Origin of the sequence: Streptomyces sp. YGL11-2 (assembly GCF_050054615.1) — a bacterium.
Lineage (GTDB): Bacteria > Actinomycetota > Actinomycetes > Streptomycetales > Streptomycetaceae > Streptomyces.
Map to the genome: position 1 here is coordinate 203,345 of NZ_JBNHIN010000005.1, position 16,742 is coordinate 220,086.

At 71.7% G+C, this 16,742-nt stretch carries 15 protein-coding genes and 3 pseudogenes; 8 read left to right on the top strand and 10 right to left on the bottom strand.

Going from position 1 to position 16,742, the window contains the following annotated elements; all coding sequences use genetic code 11:
• Positions 1 to 139: 139 nt before the first annotated feature.
• Together ACO1BR_RS08665 and ACO1BR_RS08670 are read right to left on the bottom strand one after the other, a co-directional pair.
• Positions 140 to 1,540, bottom strand: a complete 1,401-nt coding sequence (locus ACO1BR_RS08665) for a deoxyguanosinetriphosphate triphosphohydrolase (protein ID WP_426794438.1) — start codon at positions 1,538 to 1,540, stop codon at positions 140 to 142.
• Entirely contained in the window at positions 1,537 to 2,469 is a 933-nt protein-coding gene (locus ACO1BR_RS08670; protein WP_426794439.1) for a sirohydrochlorin chelatase, read from the bottom strand. The genes ACO1BR_RS08665 and ACO1BR_RS08670 overlap by 4 nt, the downstream gene beginning before the upstream one ends.
• Before the next feature lie 161 nt (positions 2,470 to 2,630).
• Here ACO1BR_RS08670 and ACO1BR_RS08675 point away from each other — a divergent pair, with 161 nt between their 5' ends.
• Positions 2,631 to 4,838 carry a molybdopterin oxidoreductase family protein gene (locus ACO1BR_RS08675; protein WP_426794440.1) on the top strand — a complete coding sequence of 736 codons (2,208 nt, stop codon included), beginning with the start codon at positions 2,631 to 2,633 and terminating at the stop codon, positions 4,836 to 4,838.
• 38 nt (positions 4,839 to 4,876) lie between these two features.
• On the opposite strand, the gene ACO1BR_RS08680 is transcribed toward ACO1BR_RS08675, so the two are convergent.
• Both ACO1BR_RS08680 and ACO1BR_RS08685 read right to left on the bottom strand, forming a co-directional pair.
• Positions 4,877 to 5,887: an adenosine deaminase gene (locus tag ACO1BR_RS08680; RefSeq protein ID WP_426794441.1), complete on the bottom strand. Its 1,011-nt coding sequence runs from the start codon at positions 5,885 to 5,887 to the stop codon at positions 4,877 to 4,879.
• A gap of 97 nt (positions 5,888 to 5,984) precedes the next feature.
• A complete protein-coding gene (locus ACO1BR_RS08685) occupies positions 5,985 to 6,446 on the bottom strand; it encodes a gamma-glutamylcyclotransferase family protein (protein WP_426794442.1) in 462 nt (153 codons plus the stop codon).
• Between the two features lie 216 nt (positions 6,447 to 6,662).
• On the opposite strand from ACO1BR_RS08685, the pseudogene ACO1BR_RS08690 reads away from it, so the two are divergent.
• Positions 6,663 to 7,094: pseudogene (locus tag ACO1BR_RS08690) on the top strand (SanA/YdcF family protein); the annotation flags it as partial.
• 104 nt (positions 7,095 to 7,198) lie between these two features.
• Here the strand turns inward: ACO1BR_RS08690 and ACO1BR_RS08695 are convergent.
• Complete coding sequence (locus ACO1BR_RS08695) at positions 7,199 to 7,636, bottom strand: hypothetical protein (protein ID WP_426794443.1); 438 nt, start codon at positions 7,634 to 7,636, stop codon at positions 7,199 to 7,201.
• A 314-nt stretch (positions 7,637 to 7,950) separates the two neighbouring features.
• Positions 7,951 to 8,094, bottom strand: a complete 144-nt coding sequence (locus ACO1BR_RS08700) for a hypothetical protein (protein ID WP_426794444.1) — start codon at positions 8,092 to 8,094, stop codon at positions 7,951 to 7,953.
• Between the two features lie 34 nt (positions 8,095 to 8,128).
• Between ACO1BR_RS08700 and ACO1BR_RS08705 the strand changes: the two are divergent.
• The 3 genes and pseudogenes from ACO1BR_RS08705 to ACO1BR_RS08715 all read left to right on the top strand — a co-directional run.
• Positions 8,129 to 8,416 (top strand): annotated as a pseudogene (locus ACO1BR_RS08705) (transposase); the annotation flags it as partial.
• 1,810 nt (positions 8,417 to 10,226) lie between these two features.
• Entirely contained in the window at positions 10,227 to 10,451 is a 225-nt protein-coding gene (locus ACO1BR_RS08710) for a hypothetical protein (RefSeq protein ID WP_426794445.1), read from the top strand.
• Between the two features lie 130 nt (positions 10,452 to 10,581).
• Positions 10,582 to 10,860, top strand: a pseudogene (locus ACO1BR_RS08715) (hypothetical protein); the annotation flags it as partial.
• Between the two features lie 45 nt (positions 10,861 to 10,905).
• Here ACO1BR_RS08715 and ACO1BR_RS08720 read toward each other — a convergent pair.
• The gene (locus ACO1BR_RS08720) at positions 10,906 to 12,207 is read right to left on the bottom strand and encodes a trypsin-like serine peptidase (protein ID WP_426794446.1); all 1,302 of its coding nucleotides are present in this window, start codon (positions 12,205 to 12,207) and stop codon (positions 10,906 to 10,908) included.
• A 1-nt stretch (position 12,208) separates the two neighbouring features.
• Positions 12,209 to 12,583 (bottom strand): divalent-cation tolerance protein CutA, encoded by a 375-nt coding sequence (gene cutA, locus ACO1BR_RS08725; protein ID WP_201304818.1) that lies wholly within the window; start codon positions 12,581 to 12,583, stop codon positions 12,209 to 12,211.
• Positions 12,584 to 13,113: 530 nt separating this feature from the next.
• On the opposite strand from cutA, the gene ACO1BR_RS08730 reads away from it, so the two are divergent.
• Positions 13,114 to 13,479, top strand: a complete 366-nt coding sequence (locus ACO1BR_RS08730) for a cupin (RefSeq protein ID WP_426794447.1) — start codon at positions 13,114 to 13,116, stop codon at positions 13,477 to 13,479.
• 76 nt (positions 13,480 to 13,555) lie between these two features.
• Positions 13,556 to 14,377 (top strand): class I SAM-dependent methyltransferase, encoded by an 822-nt coding sequence (locus ACO1BR_RS08735; protein WP_426794448.1) that lies wholly within the window; start codon positions 13,556 to 13,558, stop codon positions 14,375 to 14,377.
• A gap of 192 nt (positions 14,378 to 14,569) precedes the next feature.
• Here the strand turns inward: ACO1BR_RS08735 and ACO1BR_RS08740 are convergent, their stop codons facing one another.
• Entirely contained in the window at positions 14,570 to 15,358 is a 789-nt protein-coding gene (locus ACO1BR_RS08740) for a sulfite exporter TauE/SafE family protein (RefSeq protein WP_159503886.1), read from the bottom strand.
• A 147-nt stretch (positions 15,359 to 15,505) separates the two neighbouring features.
• Here ACO1BR_RS08740 and ACO1BR_RS08745 point away from each other — a divergent pair, with 147 nt between their 5' ends.
• Positions 15,506 to 16,357: an aldo/keto reductase gene (locus tag ACO1BR_RS08745; RefSeq protein ID WP_426794505.1), complete on the top strand. Its 852-nt coding sequence runs from the start codon at positions 15,506 to 15,508 to the stop codon at positions 16,355 to 16,357.
• Positions 16,358 to 16,374: 17 nt separating this feature from the next.
• Here the strand turns inward: ACO1BR_RS08745 and ACO1BR_RS08750 are convergent, their stop codons facing one another.
• Positions 16,375 to 16,740 carry a hypothetical protein gene (locus ACO1BR_RS08750; RefSeq protein WP_426794449.1) on the bottom strand — a complete coding sequence of 122 codons (366 nt, stop codon included), beginning with the start codon at positions 16,738 to 16,740 and terminating at the stop codon, positions 16,375 to 16,377.
• Between the last annotated feature and the right edge of the window lie 2 nt (positions 16,741 to 16,742).

Consider the following 16,742-nt stretch of genomic DNA (forward strand, 5'->3'; position numbering starts at 1 on the left):
GTTGGTGCCCCCCGTTGGTGCTCCCCGTGGTGCGTGCCCCCGTTGTTCGGTTCGTTCGTGTGCGCTGCCCCGTGCGAATCGTCGTGGACGAGCGTCCCGCACGGAGCGTGAGGGGGGAAGAGGGGCTGCCCCCCTAGGGTCACCCTGGGTTGCCCCAACCGTTACCAGGGGGACGCGTGAGGCGGGCGTGAAGAGAGCGCGCGGAGGCGTCCGTGAGGGCCGCGATCTGGTCGATGACGGCACGCATCCGGGCGGTGTCGTCGGCCGCCGCGGCGAACAGCGAACGGAACTGCGGGTCAAGGCCGTCCGGGGCGCGGGCCAGCAGTGTCTCGGCGAGTTCGGCGATGACCACGCGCTGGTCGGCCCGGAGGGCTTCCTGGTCGGGGCGCTGTATGACGTACCGGTCGGCGACCGCTTTGAGAACGGCGCATTCCAGCCGCGTTTCGGCCGGAACCACCAGCTCCGCCGCGTAGCGGGTGAGCCGCCCTGTCCCTCCCCCAGAGTCCGGACGGCTCCGGGGGTACCCCCATCGCGCCCGGGTCGCGCCCTCGGCGGCCTGGCAGAACCGGCCGATCAGCTGGCTGGTGGCGTCCTTGAGACGGGCCTGGGCGAGGGCCGTGCCGTCGTAGCCGTGCGGCCACCACTCCTGGTCGAGGAGGCGGTCCAGGGCGGCGGCCAGTTCCGCCTCGCCGGCGCCGGGGGCGTAGCGTTCGGCGGCCACCGCGAAGATCTCGGCGCGTTCGGCGTCGGCGAGCAGCACGTTGGGGTCGAGGTGCCCGGCGTGCAGCCCGTCCTCGACGTCGTGCACCGAGTACGCGACGTCGTCGGACCAGTCCATGACCTGCGCCTCGAAGCTGCGGGCGGCGGGCGGGGCGCCCGCCCGGAACCAGGCGTAGACCGGCAGGTCGTCCTCGTAGACGCCGAACTTCGGGGAGTCGGGTCCTTCGGGGTGCCCGCCGCGCGGCCAGGGGTACTTGGTGGCGGCGTCGAGGGCGGCGCGGGTGAGGTTGAGGCCGACGCTGACCGGGTGGCCGTCCGCGGCGGGCACGAACCGCTTGGGCTCCAGGCGGGCCAGCAGCCGCAGCGACTGGGCGTTGCCCTCGAAGCCGCCGCAGGGCGCGGCGACCTCGTTGAGGGCCTGTTCGCCGTTGTGGCCGAAGGGCGGGTGGCCGAGGTCGTGCGCCAGGCAGGCGGTCTCGACCAGGTCCGGGTCGCAACCGAGGGCGGCGCCCAGTTCGCGGCCGACCTGGGCGCACTCCAGGGAGTGGGTCAGCCGGGTGCGGGGGCTGGCGTCCCAGGCATGGGTGTGGGTGCCGGGGGTGACGACCTGGGTCTTGCCGGCGAGCCGACGCAGCGCGGCGGAGTGCAGGACCCGGGCGCGGTCGCGCTGGAAGGCGGTGCGCCCGGGGCGTTTGTCCGGTTCGGGGACCCAGCGTTCGGTGTCGGCCGCGGTGTAACCGGGTGTTGCCGAGTGCGGTGTCGTGTGCGGAGCCGGGCCCGCTTCCGGGGGCGGCGGGGTGGCCGGTGATGTGCCCGTCATACAGCGACGGTAGCCGCCCTGATGCTCTCGGTGCCGGATCCGGTACGCGCGCTGAGCGCCTGGTCGTAACGGTGCAGGACGAGCCGGGCCAGCGCGGTGTGGTCGCCCAGGGGGGCGGCGGCGGGCCCGGGGGCGGCCGCCGCGCACTGGTCGGCGAACCGGCCGGGGGCGGTGAAGCAGGCGGCGACGGCTATCCGGCGCGGGTCGTGGCCGCGGGCGGTGAGCGTCCGTATCGCCTCGGGGACGGTGGGGGCGGCGGCGGAGGCATAGGCGGGGAGGACGGGGAGGCCGCCGAGGCGGGCGGAGAGCAGCTCGGCGGTGCGGGCGGTGTCCTCGGCGGAGCGGGGCGCGCGGGAGCCGGCGGCGGCCAGCACGACCGCGCTGCGGGCCCGGGGGCGGGCGGGCAGGCCGGCTTCGAGGAGGCGGCCGTGCAGCGCCTCGGCGAGGAGGGGGTGCGGGCCCAGGGGTGCGGCGATCCGGCCGGTGAGGTGGTCGGCGGCGGCGAGTGCGGCCGGCAGGTCGTGGGTGACGTGGTGGCCGCGGGTGAGGAGCAGCGGCACGAGCACGACCTCGCCGCGCAGCCCGGCGAGGGTGTCGGCGAGCAGCGGCCGGTCCAGTTCGATGTGGCCGAGGCGTACGGGCAGGCCGGGGCGGAGGGCGCGAACCCGGGCGAGGAGGGCCCGGACGGTGGGGGCGGCCTGGGGGTGGCGGCTGCCGTGGGCCACGGCCACGAAGGTGGGCGCGGCGGCCTCGGGCCCGGGGCGGGTCCCGGTGGGGCGCCGGTAGCCGTGCAGCCGGACGGTGCCGAGCCGGCTGCTGAGCTGGTCGGTGATCGCGGACGCGAGTTCGGCCGCGCCCACGGGGGCGGCGGGCGGGGTGGCGGGGTCGTACGGGTCCGGAACGGGGTGGTGGGGTGTCGGCGCCGTCATGGGCCGAGCCTGGCAACCGCTCGTTGCGGTTCCGTTTCCCGGGTGGGAACTCCGTGTTCCGTCGGTTCTCAGCCAGCCGCCCGCCCTGTAGGAGGTCTCCGCCGCCCGCCCGAAACAGAGCCGATCCGTGTCCGTAACAGGCCCGTACCACGCTGTGCTGCATGGACGCCGCGACCGTTGAGACCCACTGCCCGTACTGCGCTCTCCAATGCGGCATGGGTCTGCGGCCCGTCGGCCGGCCGGCCGGACCCGCCGTGGAGGTCGTCGAGCGGACCGCCTTCCCGGTGAACCGGGGCGCCCTGTGCGGCAAAGGCCGTACCGCCCCCGAGCTCCTCACCCCGGGCGCGCGGCTGTCCTCTCCCCTGGTGCGGGACGCCGCCACCGGGGAGCTGGTGCCGGCCGGCTGGGACGAGGCGCTGGACCGGGTCGCGGACGGGCTGCGGCGGACCGGTGCGGCCTACGGGAGGGACGCGGTCGGGGTGTTCGGCGGCGGCGGGCTGACGAACGAGAAGGCGTACACGCTGGGCAAGTTCGCGCGGGTGGTGCTGGGCACGTCGCAGATCGACTACAATGGCCGGTTCTGCATGTCGTCGGCCGCGGCGGCGCACGGCCGGGCGTTCGGGCTGGACCGCGGGCTGCCGTTCCCGCTGGCCGATGTGGCGCGCACCGGGTGCGTGATCCTGGTCGGTTCCAACCTGGCCGAGACGATGCCGCCGGCGCTGCGCTATCTGACCGAGCTGAAGGAGAACGGCGGCCGGCTGATCGTCGTCGACCCGCGCCGCACCCGCACCGCCGAGCAGGCCGATCTGCATCTCGCGCCCCGGCCGGGCACGGATCTGGCGTTGGCGCTGGGGCTGCTGCACCTGGTGGTGGCCCAGGGCCGTACGGACGAGGAGTTCATCGCGGAGCGCACCAGCGGCTGGCCGGAGGCGCGGGCCGCCGCGATGGCGCACTGGCCGGAGATGGTGGAACGGATCACGGGCATACCGGTGCCCCAACTCCGCGAGGCGGTCCGGATGTTCTGCGACGCCCCGTCCTCGATGGTGCTGACGGCGCGCGGTCCCGAGCAGCAGGCGAAGGGCACCGACACCGTGGGGGCGTGGATCAACCTGTGCCTGGCGACCGGGCGGGCGGGCCGGGAGCTGTCCGGATACGGCTGCCTGACCGGCCAGGGCAACGGCCAGGGGGGACGCGAACACGGCCAGAAGGCCGACCAGTTGCCCGGCTACCGCAAGCTGGACGACCCGGCGGCGCGGCGCCATGTGGCGCGGGTGTGGGGCGTCGAGGCGGAGTCGCTCCCGGGGCCGGGCCGCAGCGCGTACGAGCTGCTGGAGGCGCTGGGCGGGGACATCCGGGCGCTGCTCCTGATGGGCTCCAACCCGGTCGTCTCCGCGCCGCGCGCCGCCCATGTGGAGGGGCGGATCCGGTCGCTGGACTTCCTGGCGGTGGCGGACGTGGTGCTGTCCGAGACGGCCCAACTGGCCGATGTGGTGCTGCCGGTGGCCCAGTGGGCGGAGGAGACCGGCACCACGACCAACCTGGAGGGCCGGGTGCTGCTGCGCCGCCGCGCCGTGGCCCCGCCGCCCGGGGTGCGTACGGACCTGGAGGTGCTCGGCGGGCTCGCGGCGCGGCTGGGGCACGCCAAGGGCTTTCCGAGCGACCCGGAGGAGGTCTTCGACGAGCTGCGGCGCGCGTCGGCGGGCGGTCCGGCGGACTACTCGGGGATCACCTACGGGCGGATCGCGGCGGAGGACGGGGTGTTCTGGCCGTGCCCGGCCGGGCCGGGGTCCGCGGGTGACGGCGAACCGGCGGCCGACGGGGCGCCCGGCGGCGGGGAGCCGGCGGACTCAGCGGCAGCGGACTCCGCGGCGGCAGACCCTGCGGCGGCGGCGCGGTTCCCGCACCCCGGGACCCCGCGCCTCTTCCTCGACCGGTTCGCGACGCCCGACGGCCGGGCCCGGTTCGTCCCGGTGGCGCACCGCCCGGCGGCCGAGGAGACCGACGCGGCGTACCCGGTGGTGCTGACCACGGGGCGGGTGCTGGCCCAGTACCAGTCGGGTGCGCAGACCCGCCGGGTGGCCGAGCTGAACGCCGCCGAGCCCGGCCCGTACGTCCAGCTCCATCCGCAGCTGGCGGAGCGGCTCGGCGTCGCGGACGGCGAGCCGGTGGCGGTGGTCTCCCGGCGCGGCCGGGCGGTCGCGCCGGCCCGGGTGAGCGGGGCGATCCGCCCGGACACGGTGTTCATGCCGTTCCACTGGGCGGGCGAGGGCCGGGCCAACTCCCTGACCAACCCGGCGCTCGACCCGGTGTCCCGGATGCCGGAGTTCAAGGTGTGCGCGGTGCGGATAGAGCGGGTGCAGCCGGCGTGACCCCGCCCCGGCAACCGTGAAGCAACCCTGAAGATCCGTCAGAACGCGTCGAGTTCCTTCAGGTACGCCGCCCGCGTCCCGTCGTCGAGGAAGGAGGCCAGGAAGGAGTTGCGGGCCAGCGTCCGCAGCGTCGCGTCATCCAGCCCGAGGGCGTCCCGTACGGCGGTGAAGTTGTCGTCCGCGTAGCCGCCGAAGTAGGCCGGGTCGTCGGAGTTGACGGTCACCAGGAGCCCGGCGTCCAGCATGGCGGGCAGCGGGTGGTCGGCGAGGTCGTCGATGACCCGCAGCCGGACGTTGGAGAGCGGGCAGACGGTCAGCGGGACGCGGTCGGCCACCAGCCGGGCCACCAGCCGCTCGTCCTCAAGGGAGCGCACCCCGTGGTCGATCCGGTCCACGCCGAGGATGTCCAGCGCTTCCCACACGTACGAGGCCGGCCCCTCCTCCCCCGCGTGGGCCACGCACTTGAGCCCGGCCTGCCGCGCCAGCTCGTAGACCTCCCGGAACTTCGACGGCGGGTGGCCGACCTCGGCCGAGTCCAGGCCGACGGCGGTGATCCGGTCGAAGTACGGGCGGGCCGCCTCGAAGGTCTCCAGGGCCGAGTCGGCGCTCTCGTCGCGCAGGAAGCACATGATCAGCCGGGTGGTGATGCCGTGGTTGTGCGGCGCGGCGTCCAGGGCGCGGGACAGCCCGCGGACGACCGTCCCGATGGAGACGCCGCGGGCGGTGTGCGCCTGCGGGTCGAAGAAGATTTCGGCGTGCCGGACGCCCTGCTCCCTGGCGCGCGCCAGGTAGGCGTCGGCCAGGTCGGCGAAGTCGTCCTCGGTGCGCAGGACCGCCATCAGCGCGTAGTAGAGGTTCAGGAAGGACTGGAGGTCGGTGAAGGAGTAGGCGCTGCGGAGGTCGTCCTCGGTGGCGTACGGCAGCGTGACGCCGTTGCGCTCGGCGAGCGCGAAGGCCAGCCCGGGCTCCAGGGTGCCCTCGATGTGGAGATGCAGTTCGGCCTTGGGAAGGGGGCGGTGGGCGGGGGCACTCGGGGAGTGGGAAGGCACGCGGGTCACACCTGTTCTGCGCTTGTACTGCTCTACGGGAGGCCCGTTCCGGGGTACCGGAAGCACCGGTTCCGCGGTACGGGAGGAGTCGTCCAGGTTATCCGGGGTTTCCCGCGCGGTGTCCGCGGCGCCCGGTCCAGTCGCCGCCCGCGACCGGCGTCCCGGTGGCCCGCAGCCGGGCGGCCGGCGGCCCGGCCACCAGGTAGACCCAGGCCCGTACGGTGCCACCGTCCGCGCGGACCGCCTCGGTGGCCACCCGCTCGTAGAGGTTGCGGCCGCTCCCCTCGGCGCCGGGGGTGAAGCCCTCCAGCCGGTCCAGCGCGGTGCGCACGTCCTCGTAGTCGGCGGCGCGCGGCCACACCAGCGCGCCGTGCACCACCGCGTCGGCGGGCCCGGCGACGGCGTACGGGTACCCGGGGCCCTCGTAGAGCAGCGCGCCGCCGATCCGGGCCGGTTCCTCGGAGGCGGTCCGGCCGCGCAGGAACCGGGCGTGGTTGGCCTCGCCGGGGCGCAGCGTCCCGTAGACGAAGAACGGCAGGCGCTCATCCTCGATGGTCATCGGCGGCGGTCCTCTCCCCTGTCGGCGAACGGCGTCCCGGCCACATTCCCATGCCCTGTGGCCTGTGATCTGTGACGCCATCGTCCCCCGACCGCAACCGCGCCGGCCCGCCGTACGTCGCAGCCTGCGACATCGCCCACGGGCGGCAGGCTGTGGACAGGGGCGGGAATGCGGAGGCGGCGGGCCGGACTGCCGGGCTGTATACGGCGCGTACGGATGCTGGGCATCCGGGCGGTGCGCGGCGTGCGGATACCGCGGTGGCTGCCACGCCCTCGGATACCGCGGACCCGGCGCGCGCAGCGCCGCGCGTTCCAGGCGGTCGTGGTGCTGACGGTGCTCGCCCTGGCGCCCGCGACCTGGCTCAACGCCACCGCGGGCCCGCGCGTCCGCACCGTCGCGGCGGCGCCCGCCGCCCCCGTGGCCGTGGTCTTCGGCGCCGGCCTGTGGAACGGCGAGCCGTCCCCGTATCTCGCCCACCGGCTGGACGCCGCCGTGCGGCTCTACGACCGCGGCACGGTCCGCGCGATCCTGGTCACCGGCGACAACAGCCGGCACGACTACGACGAACCGGACGCGATGCGCGGCTATCTGGTGCGGCACGGCATCCCGGCCCACAAGATCGTCAGCGACTACGCGGGCTTCGACACCGCCAACCCCCTCTATACAGAGTCTATCTAGAGCCGTCAGCGTCCGGGCGCTCAAGGACGCAAAATGCCCCGCCCGGCTCATGGCCGAACGGGGTCGCTGCATGCTTACTTGCAGAACGACGACTTAACAGCCGTGACGATGCGCGCCGCCTGGTTGTCCGTCACGGTCGGCACGGTGCCAGGCGTGTTGCCCGTGAACCGGATCTTCGCGTCCTCCTGCACGTCGGAGTCAGCCTGCCCCGCCCGGATATCCGCACAGATGGTCCTTGACGCAGTGAGCGCCCACTTCTCGTTGTCCCCAAAGGCTGAGTTCACAGCCTTGAGCGCAGACATGAGCTTTGGGGTCTGTTCAGCGTTCGGAGACAGCGCGGCGCCATCCTTTGGCGCGGTCGCATCCTTGCCGCTTGGGGTGCTTTCTGTGGTAGGTGCCGTGGTTGCCGGCGCGCTTTTGGGCGTTTTCGTGTTCGGGCCGTCGGCGTCGCATGCGGACAGTGCCGTGATGGCCATTGCCGCAGCGAGTACGGCCGTGGTTGTGCGCTTCATGTTCTCCCCTACTACGTGAGCGCGTTCGTGATCAACAGTGCCTACCACGCCGGTCCAAAGGCAGATAAGCGAAGCCCCGCCCGACTCATGGCCGAACGGGGCTCATTGCATGTGTCTGTGCTACCGGATCACGTCATCCGGGGTTGGTCCCGCACCGAGCGAGGTGGCGCAGTCTGGACAGGCGTAGAGCGTGGTCCCTGGCCCGCTGGCGCTCTGAATCCAGCGGACTGCAACCGGGGCGTCGGTGAGATTGTGGCATCGGATGCACAGTGCGACGCGCACGTCCGGCACCGGGTCGATTATGCCTTCCCGGGTCATGCGACGCTCCCCTCGGCGATAGCGGCGGAGTGCGACCCTTCGAAGGCGTAGGGGTAGTCCTCGCCGAACAGCACGGCAGCGGCGAGAGCTTTTCGGCGTTCGCACACCTTCCGCAGCGCGAGCGTGGTCTCTGTGAGCACGTACGGCCGGATGGGGTGCGATTCCTCACGCTCGCGCCGCGGGCCGCGCCGACGACGGCCCGCCAAGCTCCATGCGGACAAGGGGTACGACCACGACGACCTGCGTCGATGGCTCCGCGGACGAGGCATCCGGCATCGCATCGCCCGCAGAGGCATCGCGTCCTCCACCCGACTGGGCCGGCACCGCTGGACGATCGAGCGCACAATGTCCTGGCTCGCCGACTGCCGCCGCCTGCATCGCCGCTACGAGCGCAAGGCCGAACACTTCCTCGCCTTCACCGCCATCGCCTGCAGCCTCATCTGCTACCGCAGACTCACCTAATGAGACGACTTCCAGGGCACCGTACGCGCCTACACCGCCCCGGTACGAGCCGTCAGCGCCCGTACCGGGGTGGAGCCATGTCCGGGGACGCAGCGCCCGCCCGTGGTCAACTCGGGGTACCCGGCGACAGGGCAAGGGGAGTGGGGTCTACGCGGCATGGGGGTCTCCTAACAAGAAGGAGGTAACTGCTGTCGGAGTAATCGTCAGAGAGACGACTAACGAGGGGCGGGGGGGAGGCAAGCCCTCGTCCCAGCAGCGCCCTTGGGCTAAATTGAATGGAGCCGAAGTTCCGTTCATGTCCAAGACGACAGACACCAAGCCTCATGCTCTCGAACTCCGCTTCGGTGTACTGCACTTGACCATTCAGCGCATTCCCTCATGGCTTATCACGCTCGTCACAGCGGCGAGCGGATCTGGGGTCTCCTGATGGACCAGTCGCTAGGCAGCGACCCCAAACTCCGAATCGGTCTTCAATCGATGGCACCCACGGCACTACACCTGAACATTCCGGTCGTGTCGGTCCCTCCCAACGCGAGGGGCCGCACGTGATCCACGTCCACAGCGCCCGACGGCCCGAGTCGACTCAGGGCACCCGGCGACAGCGCAAGAGCGGCGGGGGCCTTGGGGTATGGGGGGCACCTCCAGGCCCGGGACACACATCGTGTGGCACGGGAACAGCGCAGGCGAGCAGGGCCATCAGGTCGTCACTGACGACATGCCGTCCCTGGCCGACTCAGTTACGCAAAACCACCCCGCCTTGGCGCACTCCCGATCAGCAATGGCCGATGCCACTGCCCTGACACGTGCCCTCACCACGCCACTCCGGCTACTCATGCTCCATAAGGTCTAAGTTTGGGATGACGTTTTGTACGCACACGGCCCATGACGGGACCCCTGCCGGTTGTGGTGCACTGGCGCAATGACCTCGAAACCGAGCACCACCCGACAGCGTCCGCAGTTCGAACTCCGCTGGGGTGGGGTGCACTTGACGATCCAACGCATCCCCGTATGGCTCGTCACGCTCGCGACGGCAGCAGGAGGATCCGGCGCCGCTTGGTGGACGAGCCGTTGAAGCGAGGTGGACACCGACCGCCGGCCCGGGTCGCCTCAGGGCACCCGGGGATACTCAAGGGGGGCGGGATCTGCGGGTCATGAACCTTTGTTGACTTCGGCCAGAAACCGCTCTGGCGCACGGCACTATGGATTGCGCCCCCGAGATCCCAGAGAGGGCATTGCCATGCCTGAACGTGCAACCACGCCTGAAGCCAGCCCTGCCCGTTCCTTGAACTTCGTGTGAGTCGTCCACACGTGATCACGCAACGGGCTCCAGTGCGCCTCTTGGCGTCGGCATCAGCCCTCATTGGCCAAGTCATCGCCACGTGGTGGAGTATGCGATAACCCACTCCGGTGGCCTACAGCCTCAGCGGGGCGTCCCGTCGGCACGCGACCGAACTCCGCACCCGTCTTGAGCCTGTGCCACTTCCTGGCACGGGACTTGAACGTTACCGTCCGCGTGGCCTCCCAACGCGATGGGCCGCGCGTGACCCTTATCCGCCCGTCCGCCCACCCCTTGTCAGCTCAGGGCACCCGGGGGCGCTGCAAGGGAGGACGGGGCCTTCGGGGCATGGGGGTACCTCCGAACAAGGGCGGCGGGGGATCGTTCTGTCCTTGGGGCGACTTGGCGCCCCTGCTGTACGTTTCCCCCTTGTACCGGAACGGCTTCGGAGTGAAGCCCCAGGTTTTGCGACAGGCACCACCGAACGGTGGTGCTGCACCGCGGACGCCACACCGAGACGCGAGGGGGACAGGCATGTTTTCGACAAAGGAGAGCTTCTACGACGGCAAGGGGTACAAGCGTCGACCGGGAGAGTCTTTCTATGACTACAAGGGGTACAAGCGCCGCCCTGGAGACTCCTTCTACGACAGCAAGGGATACCTGTGCCGTTCCGGTGGCACGTTCTACGACTACAAGGGCTACCAGCGCCGGCCCGGCCAGACGTTCTACGACGGCAAGGGGTACAAGCGCTCGGCGTAGCCCGCACCCCAAGGCACAGAAGCCCTAGGTGCTTTGTTGCTGGTCAGGCCCATGGTGTGTGTTCCCCTACCTAGTTCTCGTTTGGTAGGGGGCGAAGGTTTCCCGCGACTCTGCATAGGCAGAGTCGGCGACCTGGAACTCCTGCACCCGCGCGCACCGCATCTTCGGCGTGGACCGGGCGGTTCTGGTCAGCCAGGGCTTCCACATCCGGCGCGCGCTGGCGCTGTGCTCGGCGGCCGGTATCGCGTCGTACGGCGTCGGGGTCGCCGCCGACCACGACCTGACCTGGGCGTACGGCGGCGTACGGGAGATCTTCGCGGCGGGGAAGGCGGCTGCGGATGCGGTGCTGCGGCCCGATCCGCAGTTCCTCGGACCGAAGGAGAAGGGCCTGACGGAGGCGCTGCACTGACGGCACGCGCCTCCGGTCAGACCCCAGTCCCCGGACTCCGGACTCCTAGAGGAGTCCCCCGCCACCGCCCGAACTCGGCGTGTCCTGGTTGTTCTGCGCGTCCTGCGTGTCCTGCGCGTTGTCCGTGCCCGGCGAGCCCAGCGAGCTGTCCGTACCCTGCCCGCTCGGAGCACTCTGCGGGTCCTGCTGGTCCTGCGGGTCCTGCGGGGGCTCCTGGTTCTGCAGGTTCTGCTGGGTCTGCCGGGCCTGCTGGCTCTGTTGGCTCGGCTTGCCCTGCTGGCTCGGCTTGCTCGGCGCGGTCTGAGCGTTCTGGGCGCTCTGCGCCTTCTGTGTGCTCTCGGCGCTCTGTGCGCTCTCCTTGACGGCGCGGTTGTAGAGGCTGCGGATCTCCTTCCCGAAGTACGGGCTGTAGGAGACCCGGTCGCTGTGCGGGCCGCTGGGGCCACCGCCGTTGACGCCGCCGATGACGCCGATGATCCGGCCGGTCTGCGTGTGCTCGTCGAAGTTGGTGAGCCAGGGACTGCCGGAGGTTCCGCCGAAGAACCCGCCGCAGTCCAGGCGGAGTTCACGGGTGCCGGAAAGGCGGCTGGTGCGGGCGTCGCAGCGTACCGCGCGGTCCGCCGGGTCGCTCTGCGCGCTGGGGTAGCCGATGACGCTGACCTGGTTGCGGTAACCGGGCGTGTCGGTCAGGACGTTGCCGCCGGTGACGGACTCGATCATCCGGCCGCGGTCGTCCGGGGCCACGGTGGCGAACGCGAAGTCGAGGTCGGCGCCGGCTCCAGTGGTGGCGCGGTCCGAGTACGCGAACGTGTCGTCGATGGCCCACACCCCGTAGGGCTGGGAGTCCGCGCCCGACTGGTACTGCGGGACGAACGCGGCGCGCGCGCCCGGGTTGCAGTGCCCGGCGGTCAGCAGCAGATTGCCGTGCGGGCTGTGCACCACACTGGCGGTGCAGTGGTGCTCGCGCGCCTCCCCGTCGACGGAGAACAGCACGCCGACGGACGGGATACCGTCGAAGTGCCGTGCGGTCGGCGCGAGTTGCGGTGCGGGGGCGGCCTGCTGGTCGCCGCGGTCGTCGGTGCCCGCGGCGCCGGCCATCCGCTGCGGCGTCCAGTAGGCGGCGGCGTCCTTGCTGGTCCAGGAGCCGTGCGGGTGGGTCTGGTGGCCGTAGGACACCTGGTCGCCAGGGGGGCCGTCGGCCGCGTGGCTCACCGGGGAAGCGGCGAGGCCCAGGGTCATGCCCAGGGCGAGTGTCGCCGCCCTCCCCCACCGGCAGCGCAGCCGCCGGCGGTGCACAACGGCGGTACCCGCCGCAACGGCCTTCGACATAGGGGGTGGTAGTGCCACGTCAGCTCGTCTCCTCTGCGACCCAGGCGAGATACCCGGCGCCACCGTGCGTGACCGGAGTGGCGATGATCTCCGGGGTCTCGTAGTCGTGTGCGGCGAGGAGATAGCTCTCCAGCGCCGCGTACCGCGTGCTCGCCGTCTTGAACAGCACCTGCCACTCCTGGTTGGTCTCCACGGCGCCGTCCCAGCGGAAGACCGAGGTCACCGGTGCGCTGATCTGCGCACAGGCGGCGAGTCTCGCCTCGATCGCACCGCGCGCCAGCCGTTCGGCCTTCTGCTCGCTGTCGGTGGTCGTCATCACGGTCAGAAATCGCGCCGGCTGCGCGGCCGGGGCCGGCACGGCAGGCGGTTCGTTCAGGGCGGTCGGGTCGGCCACGGTCACGCACCCTTCGCGGTCGGGGTGGGGGGTAGTGCCACTGCCCAGCACATTCGATCTTCGACGCTCATTCCTCGGCGTCCTGTGTCCATTGCTCGGTCCTCGGTCACCGATCTCCGGTCGCGATTCATCGATCTCCGGGGTCTCCGGTCATCGGTCGTCGGTCGCCCCCGTCCGGTAGCCGGGCTCCGAACTCCGGGTTTCCGAACTCCAGGCATCGCTCTCCGGCCATCGATCTTCCGCCATCGATCTTGCAATCCTTCGGTCAAGGATCGCCTCGCATCGTACGGATCTTGATGATCAACTGGCGCGCGGCGGGCCGCTGCCCGCGCCCAAGCACCCGGACGCCCCATTCCCGTTCGTATCCGTCGCCCCCTCCCGTTCGCATCCGTCCGCGTATCCGCCCTCGTATCCGCCGGCTGCGCGCCCGTACGCCCCGGTTGCGCCCTCCTGCGCAGGGACAACGATGGAGAGGGGAGTCCCGTCGCAGGGACGTCCCGCCGCCGGCCCGCACTCGAAAGGCGAGCGCCATGGAGAATCTCGAAACCCTCATCCGCGACCAACTCGACGACGCCCGCGCCTCCGCGCACGGACGCAGCGCTCACCTCTTCCTGCACGACGGTCCGCTGCGCCAAACCGTGATCGCGCTGCTGGCCGGCACGTCGCTCGACGAGCACAACGCGCCCCCGGCGGCCAGCCTCCAAGTGCTGCGCGGCCGCGTCCGGCTGACCTGGGCCGGCGGTGGCCAGGTACTGACCGCGGGGCAGGTCACGGCGATTCCGCACGCCCGGCACGGCCTGACCGCCGTCGACGACTCGGTGGTGCTGCTGACCGCCGTCACGGCGGTGCGCGAACCGGCGCGGGGCGTGCCCGCGGGCGCGGCGGCCCGGGGCTGACGCCGGCCACCGCCACGGCGCGGGGCGCCACGTTTCCACTCTTCACATTTTTCTGAATGTTCCGTACCATCGAACTATGACCAGCGCGAAATCGAAGGTGCAGCTGACCGGGGCGAAGGAGACCCTCCTCGCCACGCTCTACGGCCGCGCGGTCGACAGCCGCGCGAAGAAGCCGATACTCGGCGACACCATGGCCGTCGACGCGGTGCGCCGCCTCGACTACGACTTCCGCAAGCTCCGGATGCGCGGCGGCGACGCAGCCGGAGTCGCCCTCCGCGCCCGGCAGTTGGATGTCTGGACGGCCCGCTTCCTGGCCCGGCACGAGGAGGCGACGGTGGTGCATCTGGGCTGCGGCCTCGACACCCGCGTCTACCGCCTCGCCCCCGGCCCCCGGGTGCGCTGGTACGACGTCGACTTCCCGGAGGTCATAGACCTGCGCCGGCAGCTCTATCCGGAGCGCCCCGGATACGCCGAGATACCGACGTCCGTCACCGCCCCGGACTGGGTGGACGGACTCCCGTCCGACCGGCCGACGATGATCGTCGCAGAGGGCCTGCTGATGTACCTCACCGAGAAGGACGTCACCACGCTCCTCCGCCGCCTGATAGCCCACGCCCCGAGCGGGGAGCTGGCCTTCGACGCCTTCAGCAGGTTCGCCGTGCGCGCGGCGCGCCTCAACACCGTCATCGTCAGGACCGGTTCGACGCTGCACTGGGGCACGGACCCGGCCGGCATATCCCGGCTGAGCCCCCGCCTGGAGATCGTCGAGAACATCAGCGCCATGGACCTGCCGGGGATCGAGAAGCTGCCCGTGGCCTACCGCGCGGCGGCCCGGATCGCGGCGCGGATACCCGGGGGCCTGCGAGACATGTCGCGGCTCTACAACTGCCGTTTTTGAAACCGCCGTTGCCGTCGTTGCCGCCATTGCCGCCATTGGCGCTGTTGGCGCTGTTGGCGCTGTTGGCGCTGTTGGCGCTGTTGGCGCTGTTGGCGCTGTTGGCGCTGTTGCAGGGCCGCCGGATCCGGGACCGCCGTCGTGTCTCACGCCAGCGGCATCGGCGGGCCCGCGCGCAGACGGCGGTGGGGGGCGTCAGGCCGCCAGCCACTGGTCGTAGACCAGCTTGCACAGGAGGGTGATGACGACGATGACGAGCACGCCGCGCACGAACCCGGCGCCGCGCTTGAGGGCCATCCTGGCGCCGACCGTGCCGCCGACGAGGTTGAACAGGGCCAGCAGCGCCCCCAGTTGCCACAGCACGGTGCCCTGGATGGCGAACATCGTCAGCGCGCCGACGTTGGTGCAGACGTTGATGACCTTGGCGGTGGCGGAGGAGGTGACCAGGTCCATGTGAAGGAGGGCGGCCAGTGCGATGACGAGGAAGGCACCGGTGCCGGGGCCGATCAGCCCGTCGTAGAAGCCGATTCCCAGGCCCGCGACGAGGATCGCCACCAGCACGCGCCGCCGGGTCACCGGTCCCGAGGGCGCGGGAGCGGTGCCGAACGCCGGGCGGAAGAGGATGAAGGCGAGGACACCCAGGAGCACGGCCATGATCAACGGACGGAGCACCGCGCTGTTGATACCGGCCGCGAAGAACGCCCCTGTGAGCGATCCGGCGAGCGCCGCGGCGCCGATCCGCAGGGCGGTGCCGATGTCGATCGGGGTCTTGCGGACGTAGGTCACGGCGGCCGCGGTGGTGCCGACGATGGCGGTGGACTTGTTGGTGCCGAGCACGAACGCGGCGGGTGTGTGCGGAAGGCCGACCAGCAGCGCCGGGAGCAGCAGCAGCCCGCCGCCGCCCACCACCGCGTCGATCCAGCCGGCTGCCAGGGCCGCCAGGCAGAGCAGAGTCAGCGTGAACAGCGATATGTCAGGAGGCACCAGGTGATCTTATGAAGGGGCGCGGCCCGGGACGCCGGATTATTGCCGGCCGGACTGCCGTCTAGGCTCCAGCCCGTGGATACGGAAGCGAATGTACCTCCGGGATCCGGATCTGCGGGACCTGGATCTCCGGGACCGGAGTTCGCGATCGGCGGGAGCCTGGCCGTGCGGCGGCTGGGGCTGGGGACCGGCGGGCTCGTCGGGACCGGGTACTGGGGGCCGCGGCACGCGGACCCGCGGCAGGCCGTCGCGCTGCTGCGCCGGGCCGTCGAGCGCGGGGTGACGTTGATCGACACCGCCGACAACTACGGTCCGGACATCGCCGAGGAGTTGGTGGCGCAGGCGCTGCACCCGTATCCGGACGACCTGGTGATCGCGACCAAGGGCGGGGTGGTGCGCACGGGGCCGGGCACCTGGCATATCGCCGGGCGGCCGGAGGAGCTGCGCGCCATGTGCGAGGCGAGCCTGCGGCGGCTGCGTACGGACACGATCGCGCTGTACCAGCTGCACCGACTGGACCCCGGAGTGCCGATGGCCGACCAGTTGGGCGCCCTGCTGGAACTCCAACAGGCCGGGAAGATCCGGCACATCGGGCTGGACAGCGTCGGGGCGGCGGAGCTCGCGCGGGCGCAGGAGCTGGCCCCGATCGCGTCGGTGCAGAACCGCTACAACCTCCTGGACCGCGCCTCGGAGGACGTACTGAAGCTGTGCGAGAAGGGAGGGACGGCGCTTCTGCCGTGGTTCCCGCTGGGGAACGGGGCGCTGACGGGGGAAGCGGGCGAGGTGGTCGCCGCGGTCGCCGCCGGGCACGGCGCGACCACCGGGCAGATCGCGCTGGCTTGGCTCCTGCGCCGCTCCCCCGTCCTGCTGCCGACGCCCGGTACGGGCTCGCCCGCCCACCTGGACGAGAACCTGGACGCGGCACGGATCGCGCTCACGGAAGGGGAGTTGGCGCGGCTCGACGCGGTGGCGGGGGGACCGGGCGTCCAGACGCGCTGACGCGCGTCCACCACCCCCTACCGTCCCTTGCGGCGGCAGACCTCGCACGGGAACGGGCACGGCTTCACGGCCTCCCCCGCCGGTACGTAGACCACGGCGGGGTACGGCTTCGGCAGCCGGGCGCCGCGGCTCTTGGCGACCCGGTGCACCTCGGCGAGCGAGTCCGTCAACTCGACGGTGAGCAGCTGGAGTTCCCCGGACGTCCAGGCGCGTGCAGCGAGCACGCGACGTGACTCGTCGATGAGGTCGGCGGCCGAGTCGAGTTGCGCCGCCTCGATGCTGTCGGCAATACGGGACACGGGGCCGGTGCCGTCGCCCACGACGAAGCAGGGCTTGCCGTCCGCACTCGACCATGGCAGAAGCCGCGCGGTAGCGTCGGTCATGT